Consider the following 21,467-nt stretch of genomic DNA (forward strand, 5'->3'; position numbering starts at 1 on the left):
CGCAAGCGAGTTTACCCCGCCCAGGTGCATTGCAGCATGGCGGGGCGCTGTACTGCGCGTGTGAGCGTCAGCGAGCTACGGGCGCAATGCAGGAGAACTAACAGAACCTCCCTAAAACGCTCTGAATCGCATTTTAAGCGATTTTTTTCATTTCGCATGGTTTTCCTCATGGTTGTATCGAACGAAGCGGCAGAGAGCGATTCAGGGCTTCTCTGTGACACTTTGGGGAGGGGGCATTGCTGAATCTGTTGATTTATGTATCGTTGAAATGATGTGGTCACATAAATCAATTGGCAAAAGAACATATCATGTTGATATTAAAGGTATTTAATTGAAACATGAGAAGATCCTCGGTTAGCAAAATGAGGATCATAATTAAAAGAACTATTCCAATAAAATCAGTTAGTTATATTAAACCGCCCTCGGAATGAAATATTCAGGTTGTGACTAAACATGAGAACTTTCTCGGTCTTCACAGGATCAGATTCTGATGAATAGAAAGCCTCTGTAAGCGTTTTTCGCGCCTCCCATGCCCTAAGGGGTATTTAAACCCGTTTCGTGCGTCTGAGAGCTTCTGAGCGTGTTTTATAGGCTATCAAGCGACTCATCACCGAAGGAACAACAACAGAATTACCAGCGATATGTGAGAAATGACTCCGCTCGCCGCAGTCGAACGACCGAGCGGAGCGAGTTAGTGAGCGAGGAAGCGGAATGTCTTCGATGCAGCATATGAATCCGTACGCTCTGGTCTGACCTCATCTTGTGATTTTGCTGATTCCAACTCAAAAAATTCACAATGCGCTCTATTCTTTTTTTCTAATTTCTTTTTTCTAAAAGATAGATCACTCCTATGTTACATATAATATTTCCTTTTTCAGGGGTGTTTTTTCTTTTGTTTTTCAATTGATTGCAATGCTAACTAGGGACAGATTTATGGTTAAAAGGGGACAGATTTATGGTTATTTGCGTTTTTATCAGGGGACAGATTTATGGTTAAAAGGGGACAGATTTATGGTCAACTAGGGACAGATTTAGTGTGGATAACTTTTTTATCCACAGGTTGTGGATAACTTTTTTTAGATTCAACTCGGATTCGTTATGGATTCTCTATGAATCTGAATTTAATTAGTGACTTAGATCACATTTAAGATGTTTGGCTCTATGGGTTTTTGATGATGCATTCCCTCCTGGTTTGCTGTATTGACTGCCTCTGACTGAGGGTGAAAATGCGCCGTTCAGCCAGGTTTGACCCTTCAAACGGGGGACAGATTTATGGTTTATTAGTTATATAGGGACAAAAAAATATTGCGTCCCTAGTTTGGGTGTGAGAAACTTCTTTTGATTTTTAACTCACGGGAAGGGGAGCTGTATGGTCTTAAAGAATAATAAAAATAGCGACTGTAATGATGTTCAAAGTTTGTTGGCACAGGGAAATCAATTGCTGGAAGGTGCATACGATATAACGCTAATTGAAATGCGTCTTCTGTATCTGGCATTGACTAAGATTGATAGCCGTAAACCACAGCCTGCAAATGAATATACATTGTTTGCGAAGGAATACAGGGAGACTTTTTCTTTAGATTCGAAAAATTGTTATGAACAGTTAAAATCTGCTGCGAGTTCTTTAGGCTCAAAGCCAATTGTTACGTATGAATGGAACGAGGCAAAAAAAAGGATCGATGCAGTCAAACGATTCTGGTTTTCTTCAATAAGATATGGTGTTGGGAATAGTGAAAGTGACATAACTTTGCGTTTTTCAGATTCGGTTAGTCAATATCTTTATGAACTGAAAAGCGAATTTACACAAATGAATCTTGAACATATGGTGAAACTGGATACGCCATTTTCATTTCGACTTTATTCATGGTTGTATAAATATAAGAATCTGAACAGAAATAAGAAACATAGTGGAGTGATCTCGACAGATCCTATAACCATTGAATGGATGAAGGAGCGAACCGGGCTTACAGGGAAATATCCAGTATATAAGGATTTTAAGAAACGGGTGCTTGATCCTGCTGTTGATATTATCAATGCAAATACGAATCTGAGTGTTACCTATGAAGGTATCAAGTCCGGCAGAAAGATCGAGTCTGTTGTGTTCACATATCTTGTAGAGAATGAAACACATGATGGAAAAAAAATAGCAACTAAACCGTTACGCCCTCGATTGCCATCAAGACCAAGAGTTATTAAAGGAAGCTCTGCGGAGGTAGCCTGGGCAAAAAAATGTATCGATGTTATGAAAAATTATCTTATCTCTTTAAGGGAATATGATGATAAGTTAAAATTATCAAGGCCAGATCTTCAGAAGGTTAAGTTATGGCATGAAATAACCGGATGGGATTTCGAAGAGTCGTTCTGGTTTAGTGATTAAAGAATGCTGCTGTTTACGTTACCCGTTTTTTCTCTTTTTATAACTCACTTAAAAGAGAGGATGATATGAAAGATAACATCGTGGATTTTCAACGTATCAGGAGAGACCTGGGCGCTCATTCAACAGATGTTGCAAATGATGCCGTTTATTCTGACAAAAAGAAAACATCCAGGTTCTTTTATCTGCTGACACCTGTCAGATACCTTCTGGCTGCTTCCCTTTATCTGGTTGTTGTTATTCCATTGGGGATTCTTGCGGGATTTCGTTTCTTGTTGCAGTTTTTAGGCGGTATCGCAGTGATGGGTTTAACTATCGCCTGGTATATGGGCGCAGATGTCAGTGGTTACGTTGTTCTTGCTGCATGGATCGCCTTAACTGTTTGTGGTTGCGCAGAGCAGATTTTTGAATGGTGGATCGAAAGTCGTTTTGCGTTCCGTCTTTTTGGTATCGGGAGAACGCCGGAAGAATGAGTGCCGATCTTACAGACAGTAAAGAACAATGCAGGATAGACAATCATGGTCAAAATGTTAACATTTTATCCATGATTGTCCAAAAACGATGTTTTTGCCTGTGCCTGCCGCAGGCTCTTTTAAAAGGAATATGAAATGATATTTAACCGTAATAAAAAACGAGATGAACAACATAATTCTGCTGTTGTTTTACCATCAACTGAAAACGTATTCTCTGATTTTATTAAGAATAATCCAGCTTTTACAACCAATGCTTTTACAGCTATTGGGGAGGTTGATTGTTTTACTAAAGTACCCTTACTCTCAAATAAGGAATCAGAGTTTTTAGGTATTCTTTCACGTAATATTATACCTGATTATTCCGTTTTTCCCAAAATACGGCTCATTGAATTTGTTCGTCCTCATGGTAGCGAGGATGCTGTAAAAGATTTAATCCGTGAAGTGCAGAATATAACCTGTGATTTTGTCCTGAAATCATATGATGAAACAGTCCTGGCTGTTATCCAGTTTGGTGAAACCGCAACCGTCAGACAGCAAAAGAAAAAACTGATTATCCAGCGCGTGTGTGCTATGACAGGAATTTCTTTTTTCGAATTTAAAAACACTGTCGATATGATGGGGAGCGAAGATTTTTGTCAGTTCCTGCGGGATGATGAAGAGTAAAAATATTAGAAATTAAAAATAAGCCCACATATTTGCGGGCTTAACAAACGCATTGTCATAATTTATTGTCTGTTATCCTCTAAAATAATTAATAATGGTCCAAACATAGTTGTAAATACCAATGCTGCTATACCAATCATACCGTACTTGTTTGGTACACATGATAATAATAAAGAGCACGTAGATACAGTAATATAAAATATTCTGAAGTTACTTTTTTTAAGTAGTGATGATATATATATTATACATAACGCTATAAGACTAAACGCGATTGAATTTATCATTGTTTAATCCTCTTTTAATTGATCAGCACATATCGATCTTACCGCCCAGTAACATAAAAATGAAAACCGTTGTTACTGGGAGCAACATTGCCAGGATGAAAACGATTAGATTACTTTTCCTGCCAATATTGAATACTATACCAGCCAGCACTACTAAAAAGAAAAATGCAACAGGTACTGTCCATGTAATGACAGGATTATAGTCTATAATGCCTAAATCAAAGATGCAGTGTTCCATAGATTTAAAATCCCCTAAAGTGCCCTAATGTCTGGTTATAAGCTGGCATTATTCCGTATCCTCACTTCACAAAATCTTCTGGTTTTATGCTTGATTTAAAGTCTTCTTCTTTCGAGCGTTCTGTCTGCCATGCTATATACCATACAAACAAAACAACAGTTCCAATGACAAAGTACGATGCTGGTTCCAGTAATACTGATGTGTCACAGACTATAACCTTGTCTGCTGTACAGATCCCCTTATCTGAAAATCTCCACACACTATAACCCACGAGAAATAATCCAAGTAAAGGCTGCACACAGAGTATGTAAAAATTGAATACAGATTTAATGATCTTTATGAGCATATTTTTATCCCCTTTAATGGTGTGTAATAAAACACACTATTTATTCACGGTTGGTCTTCCTGCTTTCGGGCTGTTTTTCCTTATATCATCAAACAGCCTCCGGCGTTCTTCTGCTGATACCAGTCGTAACGCTGCCAGTGCTGCTCTGATAACTTCAGCACGGCTTGCGCCGTACTTGTTCTGGAACACCTGCGCTGTATCCAGATCATCATCTGTCATGGTCAGATTTATACGCGTTACTGCGGATGCCGATGCTGGTTTTTGTGCAGCAGAACTTACAAACTGGCGTAAATCCAGCGGTTTAATTTCCTGATCAATTTTCTTTGGGAGCTTTGCCATTAGATTCGGTATCCTGTTTTTAGTAAGGTGTGTAATTATACACACTATTAAGGGTGTGAGTATATCATCGCTTATAGTGTGTAATAATACACATTACAGAACATCCGTTTCTTTTAACAGTAATTCAATCTCTCCACGGGCTTTGTTTCCCCGTTTATCATCGTATTCGTGTACGCCCATACCACTGTTATAGGCTTTTTTATGCGCAGTACGCATATAGATACGCTGGCGGGGAACCGGAAGCCAGTCAGGATCATCATTGAGTTGTCGGCGCAGTTCTGACGCTTCACTGTCTGACGGATTAGTTGAACACTTATTCAGGACAATCCATGCTTTCATTGACGGATTGACTCCGGCCTGTGCTGTTTTAATGTCGAAAACCAGCCGTCCCAGCGTGTTGATCTCGATGCCTGCTCCTGGCTCAATGAATGTGAACAGAATGTCAGCACAACTCAGTGCCTTAACGAAGGCCGGAGATTTCATTCCTGGCGTATCAACAAACACATAATCAAAGCGGGCAGCCAGTTTTCGTGCCATCGCCGGAATATCTGTGTAGCACTCGAAATACGGTATTTCAGACAGCCGCTCGTTGGTTTTACGTTCCTCAATGAAGTCCTTGATGCTTCCCTGCGAGTCTGTTTCCAGGAAACAGGCTGTTTTCCCTTTCCTGATGGCACAGACACATAAGGAACAAAGCACGGTGCTTTTGCCTATGCCGCCTTTATGCCCTGCAACTGTAATGATTTTTCCCATCACAAAACCCTCCCGGTTAAATAGTGTGTATTAATACACAATCTTTTGTGGTGAAAGTATAACCGTACTATTGCGTGCTGGCAACAGTTTAATGATGTGTATTATTACTCATCATTAATGCGTTCAGGGTATCCGAGAAGCTGTTTTGCTCGCCGTGGATCGCAGGTAAAGGACAGGCCACTTCCTGTCAGGACGTCCAGCGAAAAAACGCGGGTGTAAATCTCGGTGCTTCTTGCATAACGGTGTCCCAGCAGGGATTGCAGAACGCGCGGAGGAACGCCACTCATTGTCAGGTGCATGGCGTAACTGTGGCGAAACGTGTGAGGCGTGACCGGAACCGAAAATGTTACGCCGTCACGCTCTGCCCGTGCCACTGCGGTGTTTATCCAGTTCAGCGGTGTCTGTCTCGATGTTATGTCCCACACAGGCTGATGTTTGATCCGCTTTTTCCAGGTCGCCAGGTATTCCCGCATACGCAATGCGTATCCGGCATCCAGAACAGGAACCAGCCTTACAGCAGGCTCCGGTGGTTTTCTGTATCGCGGATCAGGATGTAATGGTGGATGCCTGGTGGTCGGGCGTCCTGGTCTTCTTTCTGCTTCTTTTAGACGTTGCTTGAGTGTTTTCAGGATCACCACGGGTTGCGGGTACTGCCGTGTCGGAGTCAGTATAAAATCGGCAGGTTTCAGCGCCAGAGCTTCGTTCAGTCGTGCTCCGGTATTCCAGAGCGTCTCAAAGTACATACGGATGTTCAGATCATCGATGTAGGAGAGAAGCAGTGAGACTTCCGGTGCTATCAGATATTTCGGCATTCCTGCGCCAATCTGTGCCGCCAGATCCCGCATATTACGGGCTGCATCGGGAGAGAGGGTTAAATTCCAGGCGTCGCTACGTGAAATCTGGAAAATGCTGGCGGGTAAATGACTCAATTTTTTAATCTCCGCACCTGTTTTTCTGGATGTGCCAGCAATTATGACCTGAAGCAGAGGTGCGTCCGACAACAAAAATTCCGATCACCAAAAAAAAATTTGGACATTTTTTCCGATAATGCATTTTTGTCCAGGGGGATATGAACGACAGGGCAGGGCGAAAAGGAAGCGGTTATCCTGAATAACCCAGGATATGGGCACATATACCGGAACAGGGCACCGGATAAAGGAACAGAACATGTGAATGTTGTAACTAATTAGATATGGACAGAATGACCTGTATGTCTAACTGCCTGGCGAATTAAACCGGAGCAAGGGTAATCTTGTTCAAAAATACTGTAGCGGTCGCAGCTGAGGATCGCGCTGGCCAGCGCGATCGATGCGTCACCGGCGCAAAGCTGATTTGTTGTTTTACAGTAAGTTAGGTTGTTTGCGGTGTGAAAAATATCGGTGAGTATTTTTGATAGAGTCATTAACGGCGGTGCGCTACGTGAAATCCGTGAAAAAGTAGGGGATATACGTGGGGGATTTTTCACGTAGCAACACCATTACAGCCTACCGTTCAGCAGACCATCCATCATTTTTCAAAACCAGTGTAATACGTTTTGTTTGTTTCTCTTTCAAATCAGACTCAAGTCCTAAAAATGCTGTCCGAACATCATCGCGTTTCGCCCATTCAGCGATACTGGTGGGACTGAATGTGTAATTCACCTGCGTGATCTTCATTCCCATAGCATCACCAGGTTCGGTAAAATCAACTATCTCATCCACCTTATAATGACCAACGCAAAAATCAGGCCGTTCCGGAGACTTCAGATATTTTTTCCCCTCATCTGTCAGAGCATATTCACGGCCTGGCACTTTCTTACCCGTCTTAGTAAAACCAATAACGTCATCAACCAGGGTATCTTTTACTGTTAATAAATCGGCTTTGACCAGTACATCCAGCGCAGAAAACTGTCGAGAATTTATTTCATCTGCCCGTTCCTGAGATGTATATCGATTAGCCTGAGCCACAGCTACCTGAACCGGATAAGGCTTACTATCAAACATTCCCAGCGGACTAATAGTAATGCATTCCTTCTCTAGTCGAGTATTAATAGCTTTTTCAAAGTTTTGCTTATTAGCATCTTTTGGTGAATCACACCCTGCCAGCAAGAATGAACTCAAAGCAACAAAAATAACCACTACTTTTTTTGATTTGATCATCATTTTCCCTCTTTATCAAACGATAAAATTTCTTGCCAGCACCGCTGGCTGTTCTGTCCCCTCCATTTGCCGTCGCAAACTTGTTTGCGACGGCATCACGATTATTTTATTCAACCTGCCCAGGTTGCAGTTTGTCAATGAGGAAATCTTCCATGAAATGGCCCTCATCAAGCAGCTTCTGTAAAGCAAGCGGACGCTTGCCATTACCAGACCATTCTCTGATCTCGCCATTTTCATCCTTAAAGCGGTATTTAGCCTTTCTTACTCCGCCTTTGGCTTTCCGCCTGGTTTTTACTGTATCTGCTGTTACAGGAGCAAGGAGTGATTCGGGATCAAGACCTAAAGATATGATGTATTCAATGGCCTGCTGACGTTTGGCTTCAAGTTCCTGGCGTTCAGCCGCTTCACGTTCAGCCTCTTCACGACGTTCTTCAACAACAACGTTCAGTTTTTCCTGCATTTCGAGCAATTGCTCAAAATCAACTTCACGGGCAAAAACACGCAATGAACGAATATTCATCATAGTACGGCTGATAATGCCGTATTCATCTTCTTTAGTCAGTTCGCTCATAATTAATCCTCTTATTTAGTGTACGTACTTCCAGACGCCGGAAGGCACCTTATCATAAAGTTTATTCATCACCAGTTCTGCTCGGCGATGATCTGCGGCAGAATAAAATGCCTCTGATTCTGATAAAGGCAGTTTGTAACGGTTAATCTCAATAACTTTTTCAAGAGTATCTCTTGATGTACATTTTCTTAACTGAAAAAGCCATTCCTGCTTTGTTTTCACTTCTTAGCCCTTGCCGGAAAACCCAGTTTCCCTGTTTTCTTATCCTCAAGGACAAGAACTGTATCATACGTTCCACCACTTTTCTTTTTAAATCCCTTAATCAAATCGGTTTTCCCTGATTTAACCAGTTTTTCGGCCTGTGCCTGGGTGATTTTCTTACCAGAAAACTCACTCCAGATTTTAAATTCACATCCGGTACAGAAATAACCTTTCGGCCTGATAACAATATGTTTACCACAGGAAGGGCAGGGAGAGTCCAGGCGTTGAAACTGCCCTGCTGGCGCAGCGGGTTCAATCTTCATCTCGCCCAGGTCAACATCAGAAATCATGCCTGTCAGTTCACCGTACAGATCATTAATAAACTGTTCAACCGTCAGATCGCCATTTTCTATGGCAGCCTGCTTTTCAGACCATAATGCTGTCATATCAGGATTAACCGCTATACCAGGCAGGGCATCAATAAGCGCATATCCGGTATCAGTAGGAATAAGTTTCCCTTTTTCCAGCGTGATATAGTTTCTTTTCTTCAGCGTTTCCAGAATGGCTGCGCGGGTAGCTGGCGTACCAATGCCACCATGTTCATCTTTTTTGTCTTTATCCTTATCCTTCAACAATTTTTTAATCGTTGGGTCAGTGACAAAATCCGCGACACGAACAAGCGCAGCAAGCAAGGAGGCTTCGGTGAATAACGGCGGCGGTGTTGTTTTCTTCTCATTAACAATAACTTCTTTTGTCGTCAGTGTTTCTCCTGTGCGAATTTTACAGAGCAGTTCAAAAGCGGAATCATCATTATCTTCTGATTCACCTTCGTCTGTGGTTTCCGCGCCAAGAAACGCCTCAAATCCGCTGTCAGTTGTTTTTCTGGCACGGGCATAGAACGACTCATCACCACACTGAATGGCAACCGATACTTCCTGGTATGCTTTTTCAGGCATGAACTGAACAAGATAGTGTTGTGCGATCGCCAGGTAAACATTGCGCTCGTCGGTGCTGAGTGCGTTAACATCAGGCACACTGGCGGTCGGGATTATAGCAGTATGCGCAGTCACCTTTGCACTGTTAAACGCTTTGCTTTTACGTGAAGAATCAATATCCAGCGACTGAGGAAAGACTGATTTCAGGGCATCGATAACCTGCGGCGCTTCGCTGAATTGTTCATCAGATAAATATGAGCAATCAGAGCGGTTATAAGTAATCGCTTTATATTTTTCACGTAATTGTTGCGTAATATCCAGCGTTTTTTGTGCCGTCATTTTGAACTTTTTGTTCATGTATTGCTGGAGTCGTACCAGGTTAAAGGGCAACGGTGCAGCCGTTTTTTTATCATCAGTTGCTGCTGCTTCAACTGTAGCCGGTTTTCCTGCAAGGGATGCAGCCGTTCCGTCTGCCCACGCTTTATCAAGTAATTTACGGTCTGTCAGCGGAGCAAATTCCCCTGGCTTCCAGTTCGCCCTTATAACATCAGCACCACGCTGAAAGACTCCGGTCATGGTGTAGTAAAAACTGGATTTATGGTTCTGGTTAGCACGGGTACGATTCACAATCAGGCCAAGAACGGGAGTCTGGACGCGCCCGACAGACAGAACGCCCTGATATCCTCTGGCTTTTGCAGGAATGGTGTAAGCACGCGTCATGGAGAAGCCATAGACGGCATCAGCAACTGAACGCGCCAGCGCCTTAAGGTAAAGCCCTTTGAAATCACGATTATCTTTAAGATTTGCCAGTGCCTTTTTCACTGCCGGAAGCGTGTTGTCGTTAATCAGAACGCGCTTTACGGGTTTTGTGTTTCCTGCATATTCCAGGACTTCATCAACAAGTAGCTGTCCCTCATCATCAGGATCGCCAGCGTGAACAATTTCAGTCACGTCTCCACGTCTGATAAGTTCGAGAATCGTTTTAACCTGTTTTGCTGCACTTTCAACAGGCTGATACTTCACGGGATAAAGACGTAAAGGAAGCGTTTCAACCTTCCAGGCTTTGTATTCAGGATTATAGTTTTCCGGCGGTTGTGATTCGATAATATGACCAAAACAGTTAGTCACAATGGCGTTATCACTTTCAAACCAGCCATCATGGCGGGTAAAATTGCCACCAAGTGCCTTAACAATATCATTTGCTACTGCGGGTTTTTCTGCGATAAAAAGTCTCATTTTGTTATCCTTTACATTGAATTAATCTGTTTGCACAACGAATAGCGCGTTCTTCTGATACTGCCTGTTGCCAGTTATCTTCACTTACAGGTTGTCTGAATCTGCGCTCACAGCCATTAAAGGCAAAAATTCCCTCACGGTTAAGTATATTCGTTGCGATATCCTGGTCTTTAATTCTCAAAAAAGCTGTTACAGCAAAACCAGAATATGAAGCAATTTTTGAAATGATGCATTCATCAGCTTTTATTAATGCGGCAAAAGGAACTATCTTTTGATGTCCACACAAAATCAAAGGGAGGGTGTGAATATCATAATAAGCTATTGAATGACAATCCATGCGGGTATCATCAATAGCTGCCAGCCAGAATCCTGTCTGGTCTTTTATTTTTCTGCTAATATCTGAATCTGAAACACCAGGATTTAATAAATATCCACCATAGCAGACATGGTAGGGGTGAACAGATTCATCAATATCAGGAAGTTCTTTTACCGGATTTTCTTTCCAGTCCTTCAGAACACCAAATTCAAGAGCATCCAGCAAAAAATTTCGTTCCAGCGCATCAACTAATACATATTGCATAATAACCACCAAAGAGTATCTGATTTATATAACTAATGCACTTTCAATAGATGGTTGTCTTTTGAATAAAGAACAATCTGTATTATGACTGTGAAGTATTCAGCATTAGTATTCATCTTCATAAGGTAGCCAATCGTAATCGTTTGAGTTCCAGTCAATTGGAAGAAATGGCTCTGTTTGTTTATGGCAGGAGAGGCAAATATAAATATTTTTCTCTTTATGAAAAATCATCGACTTACATTTATCACAGTCGCACCAACCCTCGACTGGTTCAGGGCATTCAGGTAATTCTGTCTCCTGATGTTTACCATATTTTTCCCATTCCTCGGCATCCTGATAACCTCCCCATACTGCTTGTGTAAAACTATCGATATAGTCACCTGACTCATTTTTATCAAAATTAAATTTATATACTTCGCCATTTAGTTCAAATGACATATCAAGGTCAGGTAGTAATTGCTTTTCGAAGCGTTGTTGTAACTCTTTCTTTTCTTTGGGTGATAAAGCCATAAAAACCCCTATCAGTTAGTTATGTTTGTATCGCCACTCCCACGGTGGAACCGGATTTGCATCGGCCCACAAACCGCGTTTTTGTTCCTGCGCTTCCCGTTGCAGAGCCGGTAATGACTCATCCGCGTTGTAACGTTCATATACCCATGCAGCGCCAGACTGAACCATAAAGCGGCTGGCATCCGTGCCGTTCGTCGTGAACACACGACCGATAATGCGTCCGTAGCGGTCTGTCTGCGTATAAGAGACGGTAACGGATTGGCCTGCGAGCAGGGTTTTAAGTTGATTTGTTGACCAGCGTCCAAAAGGTTGTTTCTTTTCAGGGGCATCAATATTTATCAATCGGACTCGAATCGGAACTTCATACACAACAATTTTTGCGGGTAGTGTTTTAACTTCTATGGTGTCGCCATCGAGAACGCGAATAACTTTCCCCTGGATTTCAGCCGCACACAATGTAGCTGGTAACAGGGAAACAACAAAGGAAAGAGCCTTAAGAAAATGTCTCATTGCTTTCTTCCCTCCCATATTGCTGAGAGTATTTTACAAATGGATAAAACGGCGATTAAAGCCACTGCGATAACAGCCAACGAAGGAAGTACATAGCTATACAACTCAACTATGAAATTAAGAAATTCCATGAGCGATTGCGGCTTTAAAGGATCATCCCATAAAACGATAACAACACGATAAAGCCCATAGACAATTGCCGAAAACCAGACCATAAACAGTAAGTTTTCAGTAAAAACAAAAGCGACCGTTTTAACACTATCGATAATTTCAATTCCGGCAACTCTCACACTTCTTGCTTTCATATACACCTCATGGATTACGAGGAAACTAACGCCCTTCGGTTGTTCAACCCCGCAAATCCCGGATTAAAATCCGGAATCTGCGGCGTTTGCCGTTATCTCCGTTCAGAATAACTCTGGATAAATTTTAAACTCATTAATTTCTTCAACTGAAATACGCTCTGGCATAGTCCTCGAACAATACTTTGTGAGAGGAGTTTCTTTGCAGTTACCTGCTTTACCGAGCACAATCGTTGCCACGTAGTTATGAATGATGGCGTTCATAGTCTTATCATCCAGTGCATGAGCAGGATTACCAGCTATTGAGCCAGAGTGTCCTGTCTTGATTACATTCAGTAAATCAGTAGTTTGCTTTTCCATATCATCTACCCTTTAACCTTGCCGAACTTACTCATGATTTTTGATATAGCAGCAGGATCAGCCGTTGAACACTGATTCAGAAATGCTTTACGGGCATCAAAAGTTTTACTCCAGCGAATGCTTCCTTTTTTCTTTTTCAGAATATTAAAAAAATCCTTTTCAGCACTTCTGCATTCACTCCCTCCACCTTGCCCGACTGCTTTTCCATATAAGCAAAGTACCGAAGCGCAAGGGTCAGATGCATTAGCATTTGTTGATATTAATCCTAACGCCAGCAAGGCTGGTAAAACCACTCTATTTTTTCCAGTCATTTTTCACCTCATTTTGTGCTTTAATGAAAACTATTTTTACCTGTTCAGGTAAAAAACTTTTCTCGTTTCGCCATTCCACGACTGCTGTTGCCCCTTCCATCTTCAACAGATCTCTGATTCGAAACCACAGCCCAGCATCATGTGTTGTCACTACAATCCTGTCCGCATGAGCCAGAGCGTAATAAAACGTCGGCGTTCTGGCCTGTACTCCGGATAAGGAAGTGATCTCATAAACCCATCCTTTACCGCTAACGTCTGACTTTATGACACCGTGAAAATCGGGGACATATGGCAATGAGGGATTGATCACTTCATTTGCCTTTTCAAACTGCACGGGTGTTGGCTCTGGCGGTGATGAACAACCAGCAAGAATGGAAATCAATAAAAACACTAACTTCTTCATCATGTTCTCCTTTATGCCGCTTTATCGAGATTAGGAACATCTTTTACTACCAGATACCCTTTTGCGACGATTTCATTTTCAAATACTTTCTGTGGAGGCATAACCAGCTTTCCTTTCTTCCTGGGGAAAATGTTTGCAAGTTCCGGAGCAACCTTCACAAAGTCACCAAAGAAATACTCATTGAGATAGTAGAATGCCTTTTCACAACGAATCGGGTTTTCTCCCTTCATTGCCAGGATTTCTTCACTAAATTTCAGTGTAAGTAGTTCATTTGTTGTTACCAGTGGACGCTCAATAAGGCTTTCTGATTCAGATCTCGATGTTCCTCCACGACTACGACTTTTGCTTTTCGAACCGATAGTTACTGTTCGTGTCCCCATCGCTTCTGATAACTCCCGCGCATCTTTAACATCAGAAGCGGAATAAACAATTTTGCAGGGTGCACTTGCCAGTAATGTTTTACTGCCTGCATAACTGTAGATTTCCTCAAGCTGAGAGCCGACCTGGTAAACAATCAACAATTTCAGCTTGTAACCAGCAATGAGACCAGATTTACTCTTGATGTAATCTACAGCACCAATTGACGGGAATTCATCCAGTAGAAAAAGGCAGTCATGCTTTATTTCCGGATCATCCGTTGGCATCTTTTCAAGATTCACCTGTATAGCAAGCTGAAAGAAAATATTTGTTATTTTTTCAGCCAACCTGGCATTATCACCAGAAATACAGAAATAAATTGTCATCCGCTTTTTCCGCACCTGCCGCAAATCAAAATCATTTCCATCAGTAGCATTTGCCACATTGGGGTTAGCAAACGGTGATAATCCATTAAGAAAGTTGCTTTTGAGTTGTGCTTTTGTTTTATCCTCCATCTCAATGAATGCCTTAAGGCCAGCGACACCAATATCAGCAAGCGTTTTGTCTTTCCCCCTTAATTCTGAACGAATATCATTCATGAATGAAAGAAGATGTTCGGGTTCTGCACGCTCAAAAAGCTGATTAATTTTAGACATTGAGAAGACAGGCTCAATATCAAGCGTTTTTAGTCCAGCCTTATCATTCTTAATCATAAACCATAAAGCGACAGCATAAGATTTAAAAACACCACCCGCCGTCTTATTAAGATAGCTACCAGCATCCGCACCATCTGTCTTATAGGGGTAAATAATCAACGAAAGATTTTCAAGCTGATTAAAACCTTCACTCGTTCCCATGCTGACATAATACAAAGGGTTAAAGCGGTGCGTTACCGGACTAAAGGGATCAAATTTATAAACCTCATGACCTAAAATCACCTTCCTGATAAGACTGGTGATATTAAAACACTCCCTTTTTGGATCGAGAATAATAACACTCCACCAGTACTTCATAAGATTAGTGATGACTATACCAGCACCTTTACCAGCCCTTGTTCCGGCTCCCATAGCACTGAATGCTGCTCCCACATAGCGTATGATTTTCTTGTCTTTTATACCAACGATAATCCCGTCTTTTTCGTCACCGTCAAGCGTGAAACTGTTAGACTCACGAATATCATTAATTGTTGCAAATCGCGCATCACCGAAAATATTTTCTTTCTTCTCGTTCAGTTTTATCAACGCCGCAACAGGGATGATAAGAGACACGACAAATCCTGCTCCAAGTGCAACAAAGGCTAAAACTCTGATATCCGTAGTCACAACAGATAAAGTAAGGCTGTCTGTAAAAATATCCATCCTGTACGCATCAATGGATCTGAACACAGCCTTCAATGGTTTCAGATTCTTTATCTGGCTGAAGTAAAGCACAAAGAAAATAAATGAACCTGCAAACCATGCCGCAACAAGCATAACAGCGAATATAAAAACAGATTGCGACTTATTAAAAGTTTTCACATTCAGCCCCTTTGTAATAGATGTCGCTCATATGCCTGACAACACCATCCCTGCCTACATGAACAACAATATCAATACTGTCCATAATGATTTTACGAAGAACATCAAAAGGAAGATTCTGACATTCTCTGTTCTGATAACATTTTGTCACCATCTGAATGATGGCATCTTTTGCCGAGGCCGCGTGAATGGACGTCATGCTTCCACTGTGACCAGAACCAGCAACTTTCACAAAATCCCAGGCATCGCCACCTTTAATTTCCGCCAGTAAAATTCTGTCAGGTTTCATCCTCAAACAGGATTTGATTAATTTCGCTGCTGTTATGATAGAGCCGGAATCACTGCCGGATTCCGAAGGGTAAAAAAGATGCACATAATTTTTATGGATAAAAAATTTGATTTCCTCTGCATCTTCAATCGTAATCAGCCGTGTATTCAATGGTATGAAATCGATAAGACTCTTCATATAAGTTGTTTTACCGGAACCCGTTGCTCCGGCAAATACAATGGTTTTCCCTGCTGCTACGGCAAGCTCCATAAAAGCAGCGATATTTCTCGCTCTGAATAAATCAAGAAGCTCATCATCGTATGTCCTGTGTTTTTTTCCTGACTGGACATAATCATAAAAACCGTTCGCCACATATTCTTTATGTGTTATCTGCCGTGTCGATGGTTTACGTATAGTGATTGAAATAGTATTTCTCTCACATGCAGGAGGAAAAACGACCTGTACACGTTCTCCTGATTCCAGTGTTGCTGAAAGTAATGGCTTGGTATCGCCGATTTCATCTCCCCGAAATGATGCCAGCGTATGAGAAAAACGTTTACAAAAATCAAAGGTCACACTGTCATTATTATGGAATGTCCAGTCACCATTAATTTCCGTCCAGATTTCACCAGGACGGTTGACAGCAATTTCTGTTAGCCCTTCAATATCAAGAAAAGACTGGAATACTTGATTTTTATAAAAATCGAGCGATTTATTGCTAATGCTGACAGGAATAACGCCACTCATACTATTTTACCTTTAACTCATAGATATCAGAAAAATCAATGTCTTCCCCGACCATAATAGTGATTATGTCACCCTGGTTTTTATACATTGTTGGAGGAATATTTATCGAATTCTCAAGTGCGACTTTAGCCATTTCAGCCATTGCCTGTCGTGAGTTTTCGGTATAATCCACATTACGATCTTTACCAGGTGCATTATCCGCCGCCGCCGCCGCTACATCCTGAACCATACTGAGCATAAGAGAACCACCAAAACGCTCCCAGAAGTGAGAATCGATCCATCCATCAATGCCAGCTTCTCCCAGGGGACCAGCCGCTGCTGTATTTACCATATCGATTCGTTTATTATCAGGCGTCCGCAACTGCTCCCACATAACAAACATTCTGCCCTGTCCATGATTCAGCGTTCCGGTCTGGTAACGACCAAAAGCCTTAGTTCCCTGTTCCAGTAATTTTGTGTGGTGATTAGCACTCCATACATCTTCTGTAAAAACACAACTGATACGACCAGCAACATCAGAAACAAAGCGTGTGGTTAAAGCACACGGTATAAGCCTGTTTTCCTCAATATAGAGATCAGGATTGAGCTTAATAGCAGTCACTTTCATTCCTGATTTATCAGGAACATTTTCTTTTGATTCTTTCCTTTCTTCCTGTGGCTCTGATGTCTGCGATGTCCTGCTGCTGCCACTCGCGCCAGTCTGACTCCCTTCCTGACCAGCAACAGGTATTGACAAATATTTCCTGAACCCCTCCTGTGGCACTTCTTTATGACCGTCAGAAACAGTATTACCAGAACCAGTAGCGCCTGGATTGATAATTGCTTTGTTCTCAACAGGGTCAAAATTCTGACCAAGACCAGTACGGATTTTACTTACCTGAGAAATGCTGGTATCGCCTGTTGATTCTGATGCTTTCTGCTGGTCATCTGCAAAATAATTTTTATATGTTTTCAGCGCAAAAATACCAATAACTAATACAGCCATCAGACCAAACAGAAAGCCAGAACGCATACGATTATTTTTGTTCCTGATATCACCGATATCATGAACGGGTTTACTTTCCAGCTTTGACTGATTCGCATCATCAACTAAATCATCTGTTTTTTTCATATCAGTCATTATTCACCTCAACACGTTCTACCGCAGGAGAAGATGTATTCCTCTGGTCGGTTAATACTTTTCCGAAAGATTTATTCACAACACCAACAACGCTGTTTCCATAGCGTAAAACAAATTTGTCATTAACGTTGTGGATAACCATAATTTTATACTTGCCTTTTGTTTCCACATTAAAAGCAAGTGTCTGTTCCTGACCATCTCTTACAGCAAATGGAGCTGGGAATACTTTCCCTGAGTTAAAACCTAAAAAGGTAAATATGCCATTATCATAAGCAAAATCAGGGGCGATACGACGACTGTCATATTTTTCATTGACTCGCATGAAATAATTCCAGTTTTTAGGCGCATCGGCTTTTTCAAAACTTTCAGAAATCAGTTTCTTCTGTCTGAGTTTTTCCTGTTTTTCTTTTGCCAGCCTTACTTCTTCTGCATTCTTTTTCGCTATTTCTGATGGATAGCGGAATTGTACAACATAAGCAGGTTGCGCTTGTTTTTCTTCTGACAGAAGGATTAGATCCAGACTGTAAATCCGCTTTGTTGTTCTGACAAAAAGATTCGTATCCCATTCCTTTTCTGTTGGCTGGAAAACCTTTTTCAGTTTTTCGCCTTCATCGCCTTCCTGTTCCTGAACAACGGGACGCGGATTGATGTAAACAACATTATCATCGGTTGTGATTTCCCATCCGGCAGGAAAACCAGCCTTTGCACTGATAACAGCCTCACCTTCATCAAAAACAACTGATGTGAGAAATCCTGTCTTTGACCGGATAACGGTCGTATTCGCACCGTTATAACTCACAGTCTGCATCCTTGCATCAAATCCAGAAGGTAACGGAGTCGCTGCTGAATACACAAGCCCAGGAAGCAATAAACATGTAGCAATAAATAATTTCTTCATCATTCCCCCCTGACTTCCCGATCTGTCTGGTAACTGGTTACAGTAAAACCGAGAGGATTAAGCTCACGACTGGAACTTTTAACCGACTTTTCTGGTTCAAAACGATATGTCACACGAGCCGTCCAGTATGAAACTGAAACCTGTCCGGTCGTGAAGTTTCTCGTCGTTTTTTTAAAGCGCACAGAGGCCAGTTTATCTGGCGCGGTTGCGTCAGAAATAATATTGGAGATGACCTCAACCGCAACGTAAGAACCGTTATTATGATAAATTTTATCAGGAGCCATATCGCTGTTATACAGACGAAGATAATCGTCCTTTACTGTATTCGAGCTATATAGCTGTACAGTCTCATAATCATACTGAAGAGACGGATAATTATAACCTTCACGTAAAGTAATATACGTGTTTACAAAATACCGCCCAAGTGCTTCAGATTGCAGGATCTTTTCCTGTTTAACCTGAGTAATCAGTTCTGTACGGCCTGTTTTTTCGCCAACAGCCACAATAGCAAGCTCTTTTTCTTTTAATGGCACAAGAACACAAATTGCAGCCCCAAGACATAAGGACAGTAATGATGCTGCCGCTGCAACACGCCATGCATTTTTCTTAGACCGTTCATTTTCTGCATAGAGTTGTCTTTCGAAGGATTTAGCTGTCTCAATCTTCTTTTCGATTTTTTCACTCATAACTGATTACCTGGCTGTGGTTAATGGGTTCCAGTTCGCCGGAAACATCAGAAGGAAGGTTATTCCTTGTGGTACATCCGGAAATCTGAAACAGGAAAAACAAAAGAATCACACATCGCATAAATTCACCTTATTAAGCGTTCACGAACACCTTTAAGAGATAAAGGCCAAGATGAAGAAAAAGAATCCCACCAATAAGAAGCAAAAAGCGAAGATCCATACCCTTTCTCCATTTCCCCGCAAGCCCTAAACCAAGTCTTATTCCTGCGAAGCAGGTAAACACTCCTAAAAGAAGGATTAGGACAAAATAAAGTATCATGACAAAATAATGAAGCATGTCACAACCAGCTCTGACTGATTCCACCTAAGACCTTAAATAAGGTAATTCCCGTGATTAAAATAACAAGCTGGGTTATTAGCTTTCTCTTCCTGCTCCATCCGGAGGTGATATGTTTATCAACGAACACCAGTATCCAGTTCAGGGACATCACATAAAAAAAACGTTTCATTATTTTCATGCGGCGTTCCTCGCTCGTGCTTTTTCCAGGGATGCAAGTCTTCTCGCCTTCATCCCCAAAGCACCTGTCGGAGCCAGCGCCTGATATCCCTTTTCACCCGCCCATTCAGCGGCTGTTCGCGCACCACGCCCCATCAGATTCCCTGCTTTCCCTGATAAAGAATTCATGCCCGTTCTTCCGGCCATCCCTAAGCCAAAACCTAAACCAGCACGACCGCCAAGCATCAGAGACTTACCAGTAGCCATACCAGCAGCACCCAGCCCCATCATGGCTGCGCCCTGAACAGCACCTTCAACACCTGCACCTGCTAACTGGACAGCAAAACCTTTAGCTATAAGAACCAATAAAGCCCCCAAAAACCCAGCCATAAAGCCCATAGCACCTGTAGATACAAGATTTACATTCCCTGTTTGTGCAGCACGAATAGCATGGGAAAGGATCATCCCTTGAAAATCCATTGCTATCCGAATCACTAAACTGGCAAATAGAACTGTCAGAATACTGGAGAATAACGATTGTAACCAATTATTAAACATGCTCCGAATAAAACCAAACATGAGACAAAAGATAAATATCGGTGCTGTAATAATCAGGAGTTTCATCGTTACATCTGCTGTTAAAAAAACAACCACACTAACAGCCATTAAAATAAGCGAGCCAGTCCATATTAAAAACTGACCAACTACACCTTGATCTTTAACATATGTTGATTTATCTAAAGAGTATATTTCCGCACCAAGATTTTGCGTACTTTTCCATAAGTTATCTAAAGTTTGCCAGACACTCACCCCTCCAGAAAAACCATCTTTCATGCCTTGCAACGCATCAGTAGCCGCAGTTAAATACCCATCCGCATTAGTTATAAACATGATTATGATTGCAAATTTTGATAGATCCCATACTAAATCCTGCAAGGGCGTCTGAGTTTTACTGGCAAGTATTTGATATCCTTTCCATAGTACATATAACGTAACCGATACCGTCGCTAACGACATAATATCATTAGCAAATTGTGTTTGATAACTGGAGCTGATTTTATCTACCGAATCCATAACGGTAGAATTATATTTAACGAAAAACCCCTGAGCCATATATCCACCTTTTAATCAAAAGTTAATGGTTCAGCTTCTTTCTGCTGTTTAATAAAGGCCTCTTGTTCTTGTGTGACCAACATCTCATGATCTGCTTTATTTTTATTATTCCAGACATCATACTGCATTTTTATCGCCTGCATTTTTAACGACTGCGCCTGTAATGCGTTAGCCAAATCCTGGGATTCTTTCATATCCTTTGAAGCCTCAATTCGGGTACTTAAACTCTGAATCTGAGACATTGCACTTGATAACTGCTTATTGATCTCATTTCCCTGTTCAATACTGGCAGCCGTTGACACAATCCGTGCTTTACAGAGATTATCATTGCGTTCATAGCCTGTATTGCACATATCGAAGGCTCCATACTTGCTGAACAGATTTTTGGCCTGGCTGCTTAATGCGCCTTCGGGATTACTGGTAAAATCAGAAATATAACTGTTCCCCTGCTTATAAATATTTGTCAGTTCTGATTGCAGATTACTTAGTTCATTTGTGAATGCCGCAATATTCCTTATACCTGTTGCCGTGGCTAACTGGTCTTTATATGCCTGAATCTGACTCTGATAATGTTGCGCAGTTTCAGACCATTGTTTGAGTCGTTCTGTCCATCTTGCGGCTTCAACAGCCCATTCCGGACTGGCATCAACAGCAACCGGAATACCTGCGCTGCTATAAAATGAAGCCGTCAATAATGATATCAGCAGAAATGTTTTTATACGTTTCATAAATTCACCT

At 41.7% G+C, this 21,467-nt stretch carries 26 protein-coding genes; 3 read left to right on the forward strand and 23 right to left on the reverse strand.

Translation table 11 applies throughout. From position 1 onward, the window contains the following. Positions 1 to 1,369 precede the first annotated feature (1,369 nt). From OGV82_RS06835 to OGV82_RS06845, 3 genes are all read left to right on the forward strand, one after another. Positions 1,370 to 2,377: a replication initiation protein gene (locus OGV82_RS06835; RefSeq protein ID WP_032221737.1), complete on the forward strand. Its 1,008-nt coding sequence runs from the start codon at positions 1,370 to 1,372 to the stop codon at positions 2,375 to 2,377. A gap of 65 nt (positions 2,378 to 2,442) precedes the next feature. After that, entirely contained in the window at positions 2,443 to 2,847 is a 405-nt protein-coding gene (locus OGV82_RS06840; protein WP_001541973.1) for a hypothetical protein, read from the forward strand. A gap of 135 nt (positions 2,848 to 2,982) precedes the next feature. Beyond that, complete coding sequence (locus OGV82_RS06845) at positions 2,983 to 3,510, forward strand: DUF2726 domain-containing protein (RefSeq protein ID WP_032221738.1); 528 nt, start codon at positions 2,983 to 2,985, stop codon at positions 3,508 to 3,510. Positions 3,511 to 3,816: 306 nt separating this feature from the next. Here the strand turns inward: OGV82_RS06845 and OGV82_RS22865 are convergent, their stop codons facing one another. The 23 genes from OGV82_RS22865 to OGV82_RS06955 all read right to left on the reverse strand — a co-directional run bounded on the left by OGV82_RS22865 (position 3,817) and on the right by OGV82_RS06955 (position 21,457). Beyond that, a complete protein-coding gene (locus OGV82_RS22865) occupies positions 3,817 to 4,032 on the reverse strand; it encodes a hypothetical protein (RefSeq protein ID WP_000399458.1) in 216 nt (71 codons plus the stop codon). A gap of 61 nt (positions 4,033 to 4,093) precedes the next feature. Then, the gene (locus OGV82_RS06850; protein WP_032221741.1) at positions 4,094 to 4,378 is read right to left on the reverse strand and encodes a hypothetical protein; all 285 of its coding nucleotides are present in this window, start codon (positions 4,376 to 4,378) and stop codon (positions 4,094 to 4,096) included. Positions 4,379 to 4,414: 36 nt separating this feature from the next. Further along, positions 4,415 to 4,717 (reverse strand): hypothetical protein, encoded by a 303-nt coding sequence (locus OGV82_RS06855; protein WP_001096507.1) that lies wholly within the window; start codon positions 4,715 to 4,717, stop codon positions 4,415 to 4,417. A gap of 93 nt (positions 4,718 to 4,810) precedes the next feature. After that, positions 4,811 to 5,470, reverse strand: a complete 660-nt coding sequence (locus OGV82_RS06860) for a nucleotide-binding protein (RefSeq protein ID WP_000516222.1) — start codon at positions 5,468 to 5,470, stop codon at positions 4,811 to 4,813. Between the two features lie 104 nt (positions 5,471 to 5,574). Further along, complete coding sequence (locus OGV82_RS06865; RefSeq protein ID WP_032221744.1) at positions 5,575 to 6,399, reverse strand: tyrosine-type recombinase/integrase; 825 nt, start codon at positions 6,397 to 6,399, stop codon at positions 5,575 to 5,577. Positions 6,400 to 6,954: 555 nt separating this feature from the next. Then, entirely contained in the window at positions 6,955 to 7,611 is a 657-nt protein-coding gene (locus OGV82_RS06870) for an SEN1982 family lipoprotein (RefSeq protein ID WP_000972912.1), read from the reverse strand. A gap of 103 nt (positions 7,612 to 7,714) precedes the next feature. Next, positions 7,715 to 8,179 carry an H-NS family histone-like protein gene (locus tag OGV82_RS06875; RefSeq protein WP_001293141.1) on the reverse strand — a complete coding sequence of 155 codons (465 nt, stop codon included), beginning with the start codon at positions 8,177 to 8,179 and terminating at the stop codon, positions 7,715 to 7,717. Between the two features lie 15 nt (positions 8,180 to 8,194). Next, a complete protein-coding gene (gene hha, locus OGV82_RS06880; protein ID WP_000850859.1) occupies positions 8,195 to 8,401 on the reverse strand; it encodes a hemolysin expression modulator Hha in 207 nt (68 codons plus the stop codon). Beyond that, positions 8,398 to 10,551: a type IA DNA topoisomerase gene (locus OGV82_RS06885; RefSeq protein WP_052945331.1), complete on the reverse strand. Its 2,154-nt coding sequence runs from the start codon at positions 10,549 to 10,551 to the stop codon at positions 8,398 to 8,400. Before OGV82_RS06885 ends, hha begins: the two co-directional genes overlap by 4 nt. A 4-nt stretch (positions 10,552 to 10,555) precedes the next feature. Continuing rightward, the gene (locus OGV82_RS06890) at positions 10,556 to 11,131 is read right to left on the reverse strand and encodes a DNA topoisomerase III (protein ID WP_286462646.1); all 576 of its coding nucleotides are present in this window, start codon (positions 11,129 to 11,131) and stop codon (positions 10,556 to 10,558) included. 105 nt (positions 11,132 to 11,236) lie between these two features. Further along, entirely contained in the window at positions 11,237 to 11,641 is a 405-nt protein-coding gene (locus OGV82_RS06895; RefSeq protein ID WP_054250570.1) for an exodeoxyribonuclease V subunit beta, read from the reverse strand. Between the two features lie 15 nt (positions 11,642 to 11,656). Beyond that, positions 11,657 to 12,151, reverse strand: coding sequence for a thermonuclease family protein (locus tag OGV82_RS06900; protein WP_070749896.1), 495 nt, complete (start codon positions 12,149 to 12,151; stop codon positions 11,657 to 11,659). Continuing rightward, positions 12,148 to 12,456, reverse strand: coding sequence for a hypothetical protein (locus tag OGV82_RS06905; RefSeq protein WP_070749897.1), 309 nt, complete (start codon positions 12,454 to 12,456; stop codon positions 12,148 to 12,150). Before OGV82_RS06905 ends, OGV82_RS06900 begins: the two co-directional genes overlap by 4 nt. Before the next feature lie 102 nt (positions 12,457 to 12,558). Further along, complete coding sequence (locus OGV82_RS06910) at positions 12,559 to 12,813, reverse strand: hypothetical protein (RefSeq protein ID WP_000415096.1); 255 nt, start codon at positions 12,811 to 12,813, stop codon at positions 12,559 to 12,561. Between the two features lie 5 nt (positions 12,814 to 12,818). Beyond that, positions 12,819 to 13,124 (reverse strand): TrbM/KikA/MpfK family conjugal transfer protein, encoded by a 306-nt coding sequence (locus tag OGV82_RS06915; RefSeq protein WP_000147044.1) that lies wholly within the window; start codon positions 13,122 to 13,124, stop codon positions 12,819 to 12,821. Further along, complete coding sequence (locus tag OGV82_RS06920; protein ID WP_015059903.1) at positions 13,108 to 13,530, reverse strand: cag pathogenicity island Cag12 family protein; 423 nt, start codon at positions 13,528 to 13,530, stop codon at positions 13,108 to 13,110. Before OGV82_RS06920 ends, OGV82_RS06915 begins: the two co-directional genes overlap by 17 nt. An 8-nt stretch (positions 13,531 to 13,538) precedes the next feature. After that, complete coding sequence (gene taxB / locus OGV82_RS06925) at positions 13,539 to 15,401, reverse strand: relaxosome-coupling protein TaxB (RefSeq protein ID WP_171729006.1); 1,863 nt, start codon at positions 15,399 to 15,401, stop codon at positions 13,539 to 13,541. Continuing rightward, positions 15,388 to 16,416, reverse strand: a complete 1,029-nt coding sequence (virB11, locus tag OGV82_RS06930; RefSeq protein WP_000017225.1) for a P-type DNA transfer ATPase VirB11 — start codon at positions 16,414 to 16,416, stop codon at positions 15,388 to 15,390. The genes taxB and virB11 overlap by 14 nt, the downstream gene beginning before the upstream one ends. A gap of 1 nt (position 16,417) precedes the next feature. Beyond that, positions 16,418 to 17,536 carry a VirB10/TraB/TrbI family type IV secretion system protein gene (virB10, locus tag OGV82_RS06935; protein WP_070749898.1) on the reverse strand — a complete coding sequence of 373 codons (1,119 nt, stop codon included), beginning with the start codon at positions 17,534 to 17,536 and terminating at the stop codon, positions 16,418 to 16,420. Beyond that, the gene (gene virB9, locus OGV82_RS06940) at positions 17,529 to 18,437 is read right to left on the reverse strand and encodes a P-type conjugative transfer protein VirB9 (RefSeq protein ID WP_001329500.1); all 909 of its coding nucleotides are present in this window, start codon (positions 18,435 to 18,437) and stop codon (positions 17,529 to 17,531) included. Before virB9 ends, virB10 begins: the two co-directional genes overlap by 8 nt. Beyond that, positions 18,434 to 19,120 carry a VirB8 family type IV secretion system protein gene (locus OGV82_RS06945; protein ID WP_042098128.1) on the reverse strand — a complete coding sequence of 229 codons (687 nt, stop codon included), beginning with the start codon at positions 19,118 to 19,120 and terminating at the stop codon, positions 18,434 to 18,436. Before OGV82_RS06945 ends, virB9 begins: the two co-directional genes overlap by 4 nt. A gap of 514 nt (positions 19,121 to 19,634) precedes the next feature. Further along, positions 19,635 to 20,729 (reverse strand): TrbL/VirB6 family protein, encoded by a 1,095-nt coding sequence (locus OGV82_RS06950; RefSeq protein WP_000046889.1) that lies wholly within the window; start codon positions 20,727 to 20,729, stop codon positions 19,635 to 19,637. A gap of 11 nt (positions 20,730 to 20,740) precedes the next feature. Next, on the reverse strand, positions 20,741 to 21,457 hold the full coding sequence (locus OGV82_RS06955; protein WP_070749899.1) for a type IV secretion system protein: 717 nt from the start codon (positions 21,455 to 21,457) through the stop codon (positions 20,741 to 20,743). Positions 21,458 to 21,467 lie beyond the last annotated feature (10 nt).

Origin of the sequence: Citrobacter sp. CK191 (assembly GCF_030333435.1) — a bacterium.
GTDB classification, from domain to species: domain Bacteria; phylum Pseudomonadota; class Gammaproteobacteria; order Enterobacterales; family Enterobacteriaceae; genus Citrobacter_B; species Citrobacter_B koseri.